16 protein-coding genes are annotated in these 13,630 nt (G+C 69.6%); 5 read left to right on the top strand and 11 right to left on the bottom strand.

The genetic code is table 11. The features are described from left to right. The first annotated feature begins 266 nt into the window (after positions 1 to 266). On the top strand, positions 267 to 1,622 hold the full coding sequence (locus tag VEW93_01795; GenBank protein HYI60519.1) for a glycosyltransferase family 4 protein: 1,356 nt from the start codon (positions 267 to 269) through the stop codon (positions 1,620 to 1,622). Here the strand turns inward: VEW93_01795 and VEW93_01790 are convergent. From VEW93_01790 to VEW93_01765, 6 genes are all read right to left on the bottom strand, one after another. Continuing rightward, positions 1,619 to 2,158 (bottom strand): hypothetical protein, encoded by a 540-nt coding sequence (locus VEW93_01790; protein ID HYI60518.1) that lies wholly within the window; start codon positions 2,156 to 2,158, stop codon positions 1,619 to 1,621. The two genes, VEW93_01795 and VEW93_01790, sit on opposite strands and share 4 nt — an antisense overlap. Continuing rightward, positions 2,142 to 3,176: a hypothetical protein gene (locus tag VEW93_01785; GenBank protein HYI60517.1), complete on the bottom strand. Its 1,035-nt coding sequence runs from the start codon at positions 3,174 to 3,176 to the stop codon at positions 2,142 to 2,144. Before VEW93_01785 ends, VEW93_01790 begins: the two co-directional genes overlap by 17 nt. After that, complete coding sequence (locus VEW93_01780) at positions 3,173 to 4,162, bottom strand: hypothetical protein (protein HYI60516.1); 990 nt, start codon at positions 4,160 to 4,162, stop codon at positions 3,173 to 3,175. Before VEW93_01780 ends, VEW93_01785 begins: the two co-directional genes overlap by 4 nt. 49 nt (positions 4,163 to 4,211) lie before the next feature. Further along, positions 4,212 to 4,676: a hypothetical protein gene (locus VEW93_01775; protein ID HYI60515.1), complete on the bottom strand. Its 465-nt coding sequence runs from the start codon at positions 4,674 to 4,676 to the stop codon at positions 4,212 to 4,214. Between the two features lie 291 nt (positions 4,677 to 4,967). Further along, positions 4,968 to 5,171, bottom strand: a complete 204-nt coding sequence (locus VEW93_01770; GenBank protein HYI60514.1) for a tyrosine-type recombinase/integrase — start codon at positions 5,169 to 5,171, stop codon at positions 4,968 to 4,970. Then, positions 5,168 to 6,160 carry a tyrosine-type recombinase/integrase gene (locus VEW93_01765; protein ID HYI60513.1) on the bottom strand — a complete coding sequence of 331 codons (993 nt, stop codon included), beginning with the start codon at positions 6,158 to 6,160 and terminating at the stop codon, positions 5,168 to 5,170. The genes VEW93_01770 and VEW93_01765 overlap by 4 nt, the downstream gene beginning before the upstream one ends. Positions 6,161 to 6,638: 478 nt before the next feature. Between VEW93_01765 and VEW93_01760 the strand changes: the two genes are divergently transcribed. Both VEW93_01760 and VEW93_01755 read left to right on the top strand, forming a co-directional pair. Continuing rightward, a complete protein-coding gene (locus VEW93_01760) occupies positions 6,639 to 7,001 on the top strand; it encodes a metalloregulator ArsR/SmtB family transcription factor (protein HYI60512.1) in 363 nt (120 codons plus the stop codon). Next, a complete protein-coding gene (locus VEW93_01755; GenBank protein HYI60511.1) occupies positions 6,998 to 7,501 on the top strand; it encodes an SRPBCC domain-containing protein in 504 nt (167 codons plus the stop codon). Before VEW93_01760 ends, VEW93_01755 begins: the two co-directional genes overlap by 4 nt. Here VEW93_01755 and VEW93_01750 read toward each other — a convergent pair. Next, on the bottom strand, positions 7,425 to 8,273 hold the full coding sequence (locus tag VEW93_01750; protein HYI60510.1) for a hypothetical protein: 849 nt from the start codon (positions 8,271 to 8,273) through the stop codon (positions 7,425 to 7,427). The genes VEW93_01755 and VEW93_01750 overlap by 77 nt on opposite strands. A gap of 17 nt (positions 8,274 to 8,290) precedes the next feature. Then, positions 8,291 to 8,896, bottom strand: coding sequence for a dihydrofolate reductase family protein (locus VEW93_01745; GenBank protein ID HYI60509.1), 606 nt, complete (start codon positions 8,894 to 8,896; stop codon positions 8,291 to 8,293). A 150-nt stretch (positions 8,897 to 9,046) separates the two neighbouring features. Here VEW93_01745 and VEW93_01740 point away from each other — a divergent pair, with 150 nt between their 5' ends. Then, entirely contained in the window at positions 9,047 to 9,859 is an 813-nt protein-coding gene (locus VEW93_01740) for an ArsR family transcriptional regulator (GenBank protein ID HYI60508.1), read from the top strand. Continuing rightward, entirely contained in the window at positions 9,856 to 10,245 is a 390-nt protein-coding gene (locus VEW93_01735; GenBank protein HYI60507.1) for a VOC family protein, read from the top strand. Before VEW93_01740 ends, VEW93_01735 begins: the two co-directional genes overlap by 4 nt. A gap of 38 nt (positions 10,246 to 10,283) precedes the next feature. Here the strand turns inward: VEW93_01735 and VEW93_01730 are convergent, their stop codons facing one another. Genes VEW93_01730 through VEW93_01720 form a run of 3 tightly spaced genes read right to left on the bottom strand, consistent with a single transcriptional unit; the run spans position 10,284 to position 13,572 of the window. Next, positions 10,284 to 12,668 (bottom strand): excinuclease ABC subunit UvrA, encoded by a 2,385-nt coding sequence (locus VEW93_01730; protein HYI60506.1) that lies wholly within the window; start codon positions 12,666 to 12,668, stop codon positions 10,284 to 10,286. Between the two features lie 39 nt (positions 12,669 to 12,707). Then, positions 12,708 to 13,118 (bottom strand): VOC family protein, encoded by a 411-nt coding sequence (locus VEW93_01725; protein ID HYI60505.1) that lies wholly within the window; start codon positions 13,116 to 13,118, stop codon positions 12,708 to 12,710. 10 nt (positions 13,119 to 13,128) lie between these two features. Then, entirely contained in the window at positions 13,129 to 13,572 is a 444-nt protein-coding gene (locus VEW93_01720) for a helix-turn-helix transcriptional regulator (GenBank protein ID HYI60504.1), read from the bottom strand. Between the last annotated feature and the right edge of the window lie 58 nt (positions 13,573 to 13,630).

Raw genomic sequence — 13,630 nt, 5'->3', positions numbered from 1 at the left:
TCGTGCCTGGTGGTGGCAACTCTGGCCACCACCAGGCACGGCGCGACTTCTCGGCAGTGGGGCGCATCCACGTCCTGACTTACCTAGACCCCGACGTGGTACCGCCAGGTAGAGGTGGAGTGGCCGGTGCTGCGGCTTTCGGGGGTAACCGGGCGCAGTGGGACCTCCTTCGCACCGTCCTGGCGCAGCCATTGGTGTCAGCGACGGTACTCTGTCCCGCTCGCAACGTTCACCAGGTCGAGGATCTCCTCGGTCCGATAGAGGGGTTGCGGGTTGCTCCGACGGGCGCAATCCTGGACCTCGGTCTTGCCGACGACCCTCACCTGGTCATCCACCACTTCGGTCAGGTCTTCGATCCGGCACCGTATGGATTGCGCCGAATCGTGCGCTGTCAGGCGCCGATCACGGCGAACCACCACAGCCTCGGCTATCGGTATCTTCGGGAAGCGTCGCAGATCACCTGCGCCGAGGCGGCGTCACCCGGCGACGCGCTCGTCGCATCTTCCGGGCAAGGTGCCCGGGTGATCGAGTCGATGATCGGGATGACCGATCCGGCGTGGCCCGGATCCGTCGTCACCATTCCGCTGCCGACCTACGTCAAGCGCACCTCCGACGGGCAGCGAGCCGAAGCCCGCGCACTGCTGGGCCTCGAAGCCGACGAACTCTGCGTGCTCAGTGTCGGTCGACTCTCGCCATACGACAAGGCGGTCCTCGAGCCGCTCCTCGATGCGATCGCCCGCCTCGCGGACGTGCTTCCGAGGATCCGCCTCGTGCTCGCAGGGGCCGACGATGGTGCGTACGGTTCGGAGCTTCGCCGCCAAGCGGAACTCCTGGGGATCGGCGAGCTGGTCCAGATCCGAGGAGATCGTTCCGACGCCGAGATCAGGCGCCTGCTGGCCGGAGCGGACATCTTCGCCTCTCTCTATGACAGCCACCAGGAGATCTTCGGTCTCGCCGCGGCCGAGGCGCAGTCCTCCAGCCTACCTTGCGTGGTCAGCGACTTCAGCGGGGTGTCGGAGATCGTGATCCACGAGGTCACCGGGTTGACCGTGCCGACCACGACCATGCGTTCGCAGGTCCCTGACCTGGCCCTCGACCTGCTGCCCTGGCAAGAGGCACACGAAGTCGCCGCTCAGTTCGTGAGCGTTGATCGCGATGCGCTCTGCGACGCCATCATTCGGCTTGCTGATCCCGCCCTTCGCCACCGGCTTGGCAACGAGGCGGCGGTTCGCGCCGAGCGGTTCGCGCCGGGCACCGTTGGTGCGCGCTACCACCACCTCTGGCTCGACAGCCTTCGTCGAAGCCGGGAGGGCGCGTGGCGCGCAGCGATCTCCGACGGGGGATTCGATCTGTTGTTCGGGCCGTTCACCTCACGTGTGGTGTCAGTCGCCCGGCTGCGGTGGGTGGGACAGGGTCGGGCGAGGTGGGACCAGCTACTGGGAGCGGCGCTCGTGGAGCGCCTCGGCATCGGGGCAGCGATCGAGGCGGCGGCAACGGTGATGGCGCAGCGCGGTGGTGCGACGGTCGCCTCACTCCGTGAGGAGACGGAGCTCGGGAAGGTAGAGCTCGAAGCCGCCGTGGCCGTGCTGGTCAAGTACGGCTATGTGTCGCTCGATGGCTAGGCACCTAGCGGGCCGAGGCTCACCGACAAGACCTCGAACCTGCTCGTAGCCGGCGGACGGTAGTGGGGAACGTTGGCCCCCGACATGATTAGGCAGCCGTCGGTCGGTAGGGCGAGAGACCGCCCAACGGGGAACGGGTCTCGTCGGGCGGTGGCGCAGAGGTCCTGATCCGTCAGCGCGGCGAGGTCGGGACAGATGAGTAGCGGGTCCGGCCGGCCGCCGAGGACCTGCAATGCGGTAAACGTTGAGTCCGGTCGGTCGGTGTGCAACGCGGCGAAGTCTCCCGGCTGGTAGCAGAGCACCCACATGGACAGGACTGAGCAGCGGCCGAGATCCGGTACATCCACGAACGACGGTGAGGGTCCCTCGGTGACGTACCGGCGAGCGCCGTGGCGCGCGGCACCCAGCACGCCACCGGCCGAGCGGCACACCGGCTCCGCCTGGTCGATGGACGACTCCTCATGGGGATCTGCCGCGCCCTTCGGTATCCATCCGCTGCCGGCCAGCGACCACTCGGCGTCACCCAGCGAGATCATGGTGTTCCTCGGCGATCATCAGGTCGATGAGTGGCGTGAAGTGCGAGCCCTGTCGAAACTCGGGTATCCAACCTGGAACGAGGCGGACCCCGGACCGGTTGGCCAGGACGGAGGTCGCGACCGTGGTCGCTCGGGCGGACAGCGCCGATGCCGGGCACCGATGGTTCCCATGCCCGAAGACGAGTGGATGCGGTGGGTTCGCCGTTCCCTCTGATCGTGCCGCAAAGGCGAATGACACGAGCACGCGATCCCCGGGGTCGAGCCGACGGGATCCAACGTTTGCGGCGCGAACTACGGTTCGATAGAGGCCGAGGAGCGGACCCCCCGCACCGGCCGCTCCCGCCTCGAAGCCGCCGGGTCCGAGGGTGTCCGACCTCGCCGAGAGTTCGGCCCACGCGACCAGCGCGACCAGCGCGGGAAGCGTGCTCGTGAACGCCACCACCAAGGCGGTCAGCAAGCCGACCACCTTTCCCTCTGCCGTCTCGGGGGCATCGCCGGCCTCCACGAGGTGGCGCCACAGCGCAGCCGCGGGACCCCCGGAACCGTTGAAGATCTCGGACGTGAGATGGGCCCTGGAGCCGGCTTCTGGATCCCGTCCTCCACCGACACCGAGGTCCAGCCCGCCGAGCGTCTCGGAGCCGAGCCAGGCGCCGAAGGGTTCACAGACCTGCGTGAGGAGGTCGACGGGCTCCCCCGAGGCCAGCGCGTCGTCCAAGCAGTGGGTGAAGGCCGCGCGCAGCGTCGGGTCCGGGTGGTGCAGGTGGGGTCCGAAGTGCTGGAGGAACGCAACCCGCTCGACGGCGTGGGTCGGCGGATCTGCGGTCAACAGGAAGTCCAGCGTCCGGTCTCGTTCGCTCGGTACGTCGTTGCTGAACTCGGTCCACCGCCGCAACACGTCTCGAACCTGGCTGGGCTCGTGGACGAACCACGTGCCGTCGTCCATCAGTAGCGGGTTCGGTGAGGTGCATGCCCGCTTCCACCACTGCTCGACGGGGTCGTGCAAGGACAGGGTCGTCACCGCGTGCCGCTCATGACGCCCGTTGCCGTTCCGTCCTCGAGGGCAATCAGCGCGGCGGAGATGGCCTCCGTGACCTCACCTTCGTGGAGGTCATCGATCCACCACCAGGCGCCGGTGGAGTTCAGGTCGAGGAAGACGTGGTCGCCCGCAGGGGTGACGACGAAGTCGGCCGAGCAGAACCCGACGCCCATCAGGTCCATCATCGTGGTCAGGCGCTCGGTCACGTCGGGGCCGACCTCGGCACGCCGATAGTCGGGGAGGCCGTCGTTCGAAAGGCGGAGGTCAACGATACCCTCCGGCTTGGTCGCGCTGGCTGCGAACGTGCGGGCCGTTGGCTCGCTTCGAGTACGGACTGCCACCACCCGCAGCTCCTCGGCCGACGGCACCAGGGATTGGAAGATCGCCGGGGCGCTGCGGAGGGAACGGTCGTCTATGTCATCGAGGTCGACGGCGATGGTCACCGCAGCATGTCCGGACCGCCCGGCGGCCCACAGGGGCGCCGAGTCGCCGAGGTACTTCGCCAGCAACGGCGGCCGCGGCTGCCACCCCCGATGCTCGTTGCCTACGAGGGTCTCGGGCACGGTGATGCCAGCCCTGGACGCCGCGACGAGCTGCAGAACCTTATTGCCTGCGGTGACGAGACGGGTCGGCGGCGAGAGCCACCGTTCGGGCGGCACGAACGAGAAGTAGGCCTCCCACATCCGAAGGCGGCTGCTCTCGGCCGCGAGCTCGTTGACGTCTCCGGCCCCGCGCGTGGGCGAGAGCGGCGGCAGCTGGTGGAGCCAAGCGCTCGTGATGGAGGCCGCCGCGACGGTGCGACCGTCGCAGTGAGCGTGAGCCGTCTGTCCTTCGGCGGTGATCCTGATCGCCGCCTCACCCTCGAGGTCGCCGGTGTTGAGGCGAACGGTCGGCCGACCGTGCTGCGCGAGGCGACCTACGATCCGATCTGCCTCAGCGCCCATCCGATGGGTTGCGATGGCGATCACCCAAGCAACCCATCGCGGTCGGTGACCCTTGCTCGCCTGGCCCCGCGCATCACAGATGCCCGGCGACGATGAGCGGCCAGGCGTCGTCGTCGTCATCGATCCAGAGGTTCCCGCCCACTCCGCTGTCGAGCAAGGTCGTTCCGCAGTCCCTTGCCATGGTCGGAAGGTTGCTGAGCACGTCGATGAGGATCTGCTTCGCGGAGAAGTCGGCGGACTGCAGCCAGCGAGGGTGCAGGCGGACCGTCAACAGCAAGCAGACGCCGTCATTCATTTGCTCGCCGAAGTGGAGCGCCCCGATGCCCACCTTGTTCTCTAGTTCGGATACCGCACGCACGGTGTCGCGGTTCACCGTGAGGTTGGTGGCCACGCCGCACGCGAAGAGCACCAATGGGCCTCCATAGGAGACGTACATGCCGGTGCCTGCTTCGTAGACGGCTGCTGAATGGCCGGGGATGTGATCACGCCACCGCCCTGCACAGACGTGCTCCATTGCCCCACAAACCAGGTCCCTCATTTGCTCTCCCCTCTGCCCAGGAATCGATGTGGCTCCAATGATCATCGAACGAGTGTCTGGCTGATCCGTCCCTCCGACCAAGCGCCACGCCGCGCCCTGCGCTCCCGTCGCCAGTGGATCAGCAAGATAGCCCACGCTGCCCATCGAAGGATCGCCGCATCCTCGCAACTCCCGTCATCCCGATGCTCGCGGATGCGTCCCCGCCGTTTGGTGTACTACGACAACTGGGGGACTTCGTGCCCGAGTTCATCACGCCCGATCCGCCAGACTTCAGAGTCGGGATCTTTTAGATCACCAGGTATCGGTCGCGGCGGTGGCGGTGGTGGCGAGATCGCCTCGGACGCCGACGTAGCGGCTGAGGGTGAAGGCGGCGTTGGCGTGGCCGAGCATGGCGCTGACGGCCGCCGGGTCGAGGCCGACGTCGAAGAGCATCCAGCAGGCGGCGAAGTGCCGGAGGTCGTGGGGGTGCCACACGGCCGAGGTTTTGGAGTTCATGGGCAGCCCGGCAGCCCGGCAGCCAGCGCCGCTCGGGCCCACGTGCGCTGGAAGGTGCGGCGGTTGGCGAAGGAGCCGTCCGAGCCGGGGAACAGCAGGCCGTCCGGTCCCCGGGTGCGCTCGACCTCCGCGTACCACGCCTTGAGCGACGCCTCCAGGCTGGCCGGGAAGACCGACTCCCGCTTCTGGCGGTTCTTGGTCTCCTTGACCGTGAGGGTGTGGCGGAATTGCTCGACCGCTTGGCGGATGCGGACCACCCGCTGGGAGCCGAAGGTGAGGTCGAGCGGTCGGAGGGCGATCAGCTCACCCCAGCGGACGCCGCTGCGGTGCTTCAGGTCCATGGCGAGAGCCCACTGCGGATGCCCCGCATCGACGAGCGCGGCGAACAGCCGCTGGCAGTCGTCCTCGACGGGTAGGGCCGCCCGGGGGATGAACCCGACAGCTTCGCCTTGATGCTCCGCCTTGGGGCTGTAGCTCACGAGCCACATGGGGTCGGCTTCACGGGTCAGCCAGCGATTCTTGAAGGCGAAGGTGACCAGCGAGCGCATGGCCGATCCGACGTTCTGCACCGTGGCGGGCCCGAGGCTGCCGCGTGCCCGATCGAGAACCTGTTCTGAGTCCGAGGGGGTCCAGGCGTTGAGGCGGAGCCCGCCCAGGACTGGGCGGACCCACATGCGCAGGAGGTACTCCTGTCGTTCCTGGTACCGCGTCGATCGTGACCCGAGGCTGGCGAGGTAGCGGTCGGTGAGCTGGTCGACCGTGGCCGGGGCCTGGAGCCGGCCCGGCATGACCCGCGCACTGGCCAGGGTCGCCTCGATCTCTCGGGCTCGACGGCGAGCCTCGTCCTCGGTCGAGAAGCGGTGGAAGATCCGCTTGCCGGTCGGGTCCTTGGCGATGACCCGGTAGCGGGGCTCGCCCTCCGACGGCGCGTAGATGCGCGTCCCATACTCGAAGGAGGCGATGGGCTTGCTGTAGCGCCGACGCGGCATGAGGCTTCCTCTCCGGGACCACTAGGCCCTGGCGGGATGAGGAAGCTCTCTTGCGTCCGACGGACGCCCTGCGGGCTTCGAGCAGGAATGTGCCCGAATTGTGCCCATCGGCCCGTCGGAAAGTCAACGATCGCCGGTTCTGTTCAGCCACTCCGCAGGCCTCTGACCTGGGGAGGATGGCGATGACTCGGATGGGGTTGGGACGCTGTGGAAGCGCCGCCGGAGGGCCGATCGCCCAACCCTCTCAAGGTGGCGGCACGGGTTCGAATCCCGTTGGGGGTGCCACGATCGAAATCCCTGGCGAGAGCACGGAAACGTGCCCTGGCCAGGGGTTTCGTCGTTCCGGAGGTGCGGCCTCGTCGTCCAGCCCGTTGGTCCGCTCTCCTCGACGAGTCGCTCGCCTTCGCCCGTGCCGAGGGTTGACGTCGATCCGGGCCACCTATAGTTTCCGCATCAGTTAATCAACCGAGGTGGAAACATGTCGACGGCCGCAGTGGTGGAAGAGGAGCGGCTGAGCGAGACGTTCGCGGCGCTGGCGAACGAGACCCGGCGGGCGCTGCTGGCCCGGCTGGCCGAGGGTGCAGCGACGGTGAACGAGCTGGCCGAGCCCTTCACCCTCACGCTCCCGGCCGTCTCGAAGCACCTGAAGGTGCTCGAGCGGGCCGGCCTGGTCGTACGGGGGCGGACGGCGCAGTACCGCCCGTGCGCGCTCGACCCGGCTCCGCTGCAGGCGGTCGCGACGTGGACCGAACGGTATCGCCCGCTGTGGGAGTCCCGCTTCGACCAGATGGACGCCTACCTGGACGAGCTCAGAGCGAGCTCGGGAACGGATGACCGATGAACGACGACAGCCTGGACCAGGTCCGGATCGAGCGCACCTTCGACGCCCCCGTCGACGTGGTGTGGCGCATGTGGACCGTGCCCGAGCACTACCAGCGCTGGTACGGCCCGTTCGGCGCATCGATCCCGGTGGCGGAGATGGACGTCCGGGTGGGCGGCGCCCGGCGGGTCTGCATGGAGGTCGACACGCCCGACGGACCGCGCCGGATGTGGTTCGCCGGCCAGTACCTCCAGGTCGAGGAGCACCGCCTCCTCGTCTACTCCGAGTCGGTCGTCGACGAGGGCGGTCGAGCGGTTCCGGTGCCGTCCAGCCACCCCGCCGAGACCGAGGTCCAGGTGGAGCTGGAGGACCTCGGCGGGACGACGCGCGTCGTGCTCATCCACCGCGGGATCCCCGCCGACTCGCCCGGAGCCACCGGCTGGGTCATGGCGCTCGACGCCCTCGCCGAGACGCTCCGGCAGCGACGAGGACTGCGGCCAGGGGCTCGAGGTCCTCGATGAGCTGGTGGAGCTCGTCCGGCTCGAGGATGTCATAGGCCGGAGCGGCGAGCTCGTCGGTGAGCGTTTCGACCCGTTCCTTGGTCTGCCGGCCGGCGGCGGTGAGCCAGCCGTCGGCGCCGATGAGGCCGCGGGTGCGCATCGCGTCCACGACCCCGGCGAGCTGGGCTCGGGGCAGGTGACAGACCCGCCCGAACTGGTCTGCTGGCATGCCTTCGGAGAGCGCGTGCAGCACGTGCGCCTCCGTGCCGCCGATGCCCACCGTCACGAGCGCGGCGACGTGGCCGTCGCCGCGGTGCTCGCGGAGCAGGTTGGCCCCGTGCCAGAGCCGCGCCAGCGGCTCGGTGGGCACTGGCAGCGTCCGGACCGCGGCGTAGAGGGCCCGTCCCTCCGTCGGGGCGCTGGTCCCCGCCTTGATCACGAGGTCGCCGGCACGGGCTACGTCGGGACTCTCGGCGAGGTCGCCCAGGACTCGGCGCAGTGCGGCAACCGAGCCCCGTTGGCGCGCCGCGTTGGCGGCGTCGGGATCGACCCTGTCCCAGACGCGCGGGAGGTGACGGGCGACCTCACCGTCGGCGAAGTTGTAGAAGAGCGCGTGGACCACCTCGGGCGGTATGTCCCGGCCCAACGGGGCAGCCCGTCCCGCGAAGTAGGCGTCCCACACGTTGCCGGCGCCGAGCGCCATCACTGCTTCGGTCGGCTCGTCGGCCATGTAGGTGACGACCGCTACGGGCTCGACCAGATGAAAGAGACGGCGGGCCATGGAGCTCGACATGGGCAGGTCCTGGCGACTCACGCGGTGGGGTCGAGCGGTGGGTGCTCGAGCACGCGGGGCCGGTACTCGACCAGCTGGATGCGGCCGTCGAAGGTGCGGTGATCGACCATCTCGAGGGCGACATCCGGGTAGCCGTCGTAGATGCGTTCTGCTCCCGTCGCACCGGTGATCACCGGGAACACCACGACCCGGAAGCGGTCGACGAGCCCAGCTCGCAGCAGGGACCGGCACAGGCTGAGGCTGCCGATGGTGCTGATGAGCCCCGACGCGCTCTCCTTCATCGCCCGGACCGCCTCGACCGCGTCATCGCGGACGAGCGTGGAGTTGGCCCACGTGAGCGGCTCGTCGAGCGACGAGGAGAACACCACCTTCGACGCTCGCGTGAGTCCGTCGACGGACGCCTCCTCGTCGGCGGTGAACTCGTCCTGGCCCGCGGGGGTCTCTCCGGCGGCGAAGCCCGACATCAGCCGGTAGGTGTTCGCTCCCATCACGTACGTGACCTCGGGCTGCTCGCCCAGCCAGGCGAGGTACTCAGGGCCCTCGAGACCCCAGAAGCCGGGCCAGCCCTCCCCCGACGCGTAGCCGTCGAGGGACGTGATGAAGTCGACGAGAAGCTCTGGCATGGTGATGTCCTTCTTGCTCGGGTGTCACGTCTGCGTTCCTACCGCGACACGAGCTTGGACGGGCCGTGAGTGGCGAACTCATCGCAGAGTCCGACGTTGGCGAACCGAGTGGCCTGGTACATCAAATCAGATTGATGTACTTTGGGGCCTGTGCGTGGAGCGCAGGACGAGGGGGAGGTCGTGGCGCCGGCGTTCTTGCAGCTGGCGGGGCATCCGGTGCGCTGGCGGCTGCTGAGCGAGCTCGGTCGCAGCGACCGGCGGGTGCACGAGCTCACCGGCCTGCTCGGTGAGCCCCAGAACCTGGTCTCGTACCACCTCGGCAAGTTGCGGGAGACCCGCCTGGTCACGGCCCGGCGGAGCTCGGCCGACCGTCGCGACGCCTACTACACCGTCGACCTCCCCCGGGTCCGCTCGCTGCTGGCCGCCACCGGCGCAGCTCTGCACCCCGGCCTTCGCCTCGCCCCGCCGGCCCCCGACCCTGCGGAGCCGGAGGCGACGAGGGCGCGGGTGCTGTTCCTGTGCACCGGCAACAGCGCCCGCTCCCCGATGGCCGAGGCCCTGGCCCGGTCTCGGTCCGGGGGGCTGGTCGAGGCCGCCAGCGCCGGCAGCCACCCCAAGCCCCTGCACCCCAACGCGGTGCGGGTCATGTGGGACGAGTACGGGATCGACCTGGCCGGCCGGGGCTCGACGCACCTGGACGTGGTCGCCGGGCAGCGGTTCGATCGGGTGATCAGCCTGTGCGACCGGGTGCGCGAGGTCTGCCCCGAGCTCCCCGGCCCGCCCGAGGCCAGCCACTGGAGCCTCCCCGACCCCACCGCCGGGGACGCCGGCGCCGACGACGAGGCGACCTACCCGGCCTTCCGGCAGGTGGCCGCCGAGCTGGAGACCCGCATCGGGTTCCTGCTGGCCGACCTGGCCAGCCGAACCGAACGCTCTCCATCCACCCACCAGGAGGAACCATGACGGAGCCCGACCAGACCGTGAACGTCCGCTACATGGTCGACGACGTCCAGGCGTCGATCGACTTCTACACCGAGCACCTCGGCTTCGAGGTGCGCACCAGCGCCGCCCCCGCCTTCGCGGACGTCACCCGCGGGAACCTGCGGCTGCTGCTCAGTGGCCCGGCCAGCTCCGCGGGACGGCCCATGCCGGACGGGGCCCAGCCGAGCCCCGGCGGCTGGAACCGCATCCACTTCGTCGTCGACGACCTCGCAGCCGAGGTCGCCCGTCTCCGCCAGGCCGGGCTCACCTTCCGCAACGACACGGTCACCGGTCCCGGAGGCTCCCAGATCCTGCTCGAGGACCCGTCCGGCAACGTCGTCGAGCTGTTCCAGCCCGCCGGCCCCTGACCGGGAGGCCCCCCGTCGCCGGGCGCCGGCAGGATGCCTCAGGCGCCGACGTAGGCCGCCAGGTGCTCGCCCGTGAGGGTGGAGCGGGCGGCGACCAGGTCGGCGGGGGTGCCCTCGAAGACGATGCGGCCGCCGTCGTGGCCGGCGCCGGGGCCGAGGTCGATGATCCAGTCGGCGTGGGCCATGACGGCCTGGTGGTGCTCGATGACGATGACCGACTTGCCCGCGTCGACCAGCCGGTCGAGCAGGCCCAGCAACTGCTCGACGTCGGCCAGGTGGAGGCCGGTGGTCGGCTCGTCCAGGACGTAGGTACCGCCCTTCTCGCCCATGTGGGTGGCCAGCTTGAGCCGCTGGCGCTCGCCACCGGACAGCGTGGTCAGCGGCTGGCCCAGACGCAGGTAGCCGAGCCCCACGTCGGCCAGCCGGTCGAGGACCTTGTGGGCCGCCGGGGTGGCGGCCTCGCCGTCGCCGAAGAAACCCTCGGCCTCGGCCACCGACATGGCCAGCACCTCGCTGATGTCGCGACCACCGAAGGTGTGCTCCAGCACCGCGGCCTGGAAGCGCTTGCCCTCGCAGTCCTCGCAGGTGGTGGCCACGGTGGCCATGATCCCCAGCTCGGTGTAGATGACGCCGGCCCCGTTGCAGGTGGGGCAGGCCCCCTCGGAGTTGGCGCTGAACAGGGCCGGCTTGACCCCGTTGGCCTTGGCGAAGGCCTTGCGGATCGGCTCCAGCAGCCCGGTGTAGGTGGCCGGGTTGCTCCGCCGCGACCCCTTGATGCCGGCCTGGTCGACCACCACCACCCCGTCCCGGCCGGCCACCGATCCGTGGATCAGCGAGCTCTTGCCCGAGCCGGCCACCCCGGTGATGACGCACAGGACCCCGAGCGGGATGTCGACGTCGACACCCTGGAGGTTGTGGGTGTCCGCGCCGCGGACCTCCAGCACCTCCGACGCCGTCCGCACCCCCTCCTTGAGGGCGGCCCGGTCGTCCAGGTGCCGCCCGGTCAGGGTGTCGCTGCCCCGCAACCCCTCCACGGTGCCCTCGAACACCACCTCGCCGCCCTCGGTGCCGGCCCGGGGGCCCAGGTCGACCACGTGGTCGGCGATGGTGATGGCCTCCGGCTTGTGCTCGACCACCAGCACCGTGTTGCCCTTGTCCCGCAGCCGGAGCAGCAGCTCGTTCATCCGCTCGATGTCGTGGGGGTGCAGCCCGATGGTGGGCTCGTCGAAGACGTAGGTGACGTCGGTGAGCGAGGAGCCGAGGTGGCGGATCATCTTGGTTCGCTGGGCCTCGCCGCCCGACAGCGTGCCCGAGGGCCGGTCGAGGCTGAGGTAGCCCAGCCCGATCTCCACGAACGAGTCGAGCGTTTCGCCCAGCGCCTCCAGCAGCGGCTTCACCGACGGCTCGTCCAGCCCCCGCACCCACTGGGCCAGGTCGTTGATCTGCAGGGCGCAGACCTCGGCGATGTTGGCCCCCTGGATCTTCGAGGTGCGAGCCGGCTCGGCCAGCCGGGTGCCGTCGCAGTCGGGGCAGGTGGTGAAGGTGATGGCCCGGTCCACGAACGCCCGGACGTGGGGCTGCATCGCCTCCCGGTCCTTGGACAGGAACGACTTCTGGATCTGCGGGATCAGTCCGACATAGGTCAGGTTGATGCCCTCGACCTTGATCTTGGTCGGCTCCCGATGGAGCAGGTCGTGGAGCTCCTTCTTGGTGAACCTCTTGATCGGCTTGTCGGGGTCGAAGTAGCCGCAGCCCCGGAAGATGCGGCCGTACCAACCGTCCATGCTGTAGCCGGGGATGGTGATGGCACCCTCGTCGAGCGACTTGGTGTCGTCGTACAGCGCGGTGAGGTCGAAGTCGCTGATCGCTCCCCGCCCCTCGCAGGTGGGGCACATGCCACCCAGCCGGTTGAAGGTGGCCTTCTCCCGCTTGGTCTTGCCGCCCCGCTCGACGGTGATCGAGCCGCTGGCCGTCACCGACGGGACGTTGAAGGAGTAGGCGTTGGGCGGACCGATCTGCGGCTGCCCCAGCCGGCTGAACAGGATCCGCAGCATGGCGTTGGCGTCGGTGACGGTGCCGACGGTGGAGCGGGGGTTGGCCCCCAGCCGCTCCTGGTCGACGATGATCGCCGTGGTCAGGCCGTCGAGCAGGTCGACCTCGGGCCGGGCCAGGGTGGGCATGAAGCCCTGCACGAAGGCGCTGTAGGTCTCGTTGATGAGCCGTTGCGACTCGGCTGCGATGGTGCCGAACACCAGCGAGCTCTTGCCCGAGCCGGAGACCCCGGTGAACACGGTCAGCCGTCGCTTCGGCAGCTCGACGCTCACGTCCTTGAGGTTGTTGACCCGTGCGCCCTGCACGCGGATCAGGTCGTGGCTGTCGGCCGCGTGCGGCGTGGCCGCCGTGTTGGTGGTCCTCTTGGCCATGGTCCTTCGTCTCTCCGTCCGTGGGGGGCCGCCGGCGGCTCAGCCGAGCTGCTGGATGCGGACCATGTTGCCGGCGGGGTCGCGGAGGGCGCAGTCCCGGGCCCCCCAGTCCTGGTCGGTCGGTTCCTGGACGATCTCGACCTCGTGGGCCTGGATGCGCTCGAAGGTGCCGTCGAGGTCGGGGGTGGCGAACATGATGCTGGCGTAGGTGCCCTTGGCCATCATCTCGGTCACGGTCCGGCGCTCGTCGTCGGTGACGCCGGGGTCGGCGGCGGGCGGCGTCAGGACGATGGACGTGCCGGGCTGGCCGGGGGGTCCGACGGTGATCCAGCGCATGTCCTCGTAGCCCACGTCGTTGCGGACCTCGAAGCCGAGGACGTCCCGGTAGAAGGCCAGGGAGGCCTCGGGGTCGCTGTGCGGGAGGAAGGTGGTGTGGATGGTGATGTCCATGGCCGGCAACCTACGAGCGGCTCGATGACCGTGCTTCTCGATTCCTGATCGGTCTGGTGACCTGCTTGGCCACGCACGGAGGCATCCCCGCGGTGGCCCGGATGGCCTGGCGCCGGTACGTGCTCGGGGGCATGCCGACCAACTCGGTGAAGCGGGTGCTGAAGGTCCCCAGCGACGAGAAGCCGACCGTGAAGCAGACGTCGGTGACGCTGAGGTCACCCCGACGGAGCAACGCCATGGCCCGCTCGATGCGCCGCGTCATCAGGTAGCTGTACGGCGACTCGCCGTAGGCCAGCCGGAACTGGCGGCTGAGGTGCCCGGCCGACATGTGCGCGCCGCGGGCCAGCGCCTCGACGTCCAGCGGCTGGGCGTGGTCGCGGTCGATCCGGTCGCGCACGCGGCGCAGCCACGCCAGGTCCTCCAGGTGCGGCGCGGCCGCCGGTCGGCTGGTCACGGCGAGATCGTGCCACGTCGGCCCGGGGCCGCGTGCGAGGTCGGTCGGCCGGTCGTCG

It is taken from the genome of Acidimicrobiales bacterium, from assembly GCA_035630295.1.
Classification (GTDB): domain Bacteria; phylum Actinomycetota; class Acidimicrobiia; order Acidimicrobiales; family Iamiaceae; genus Iamia.
This window is presented reverse-complemented; position numbering and strand designations above follow the sequence as displayed.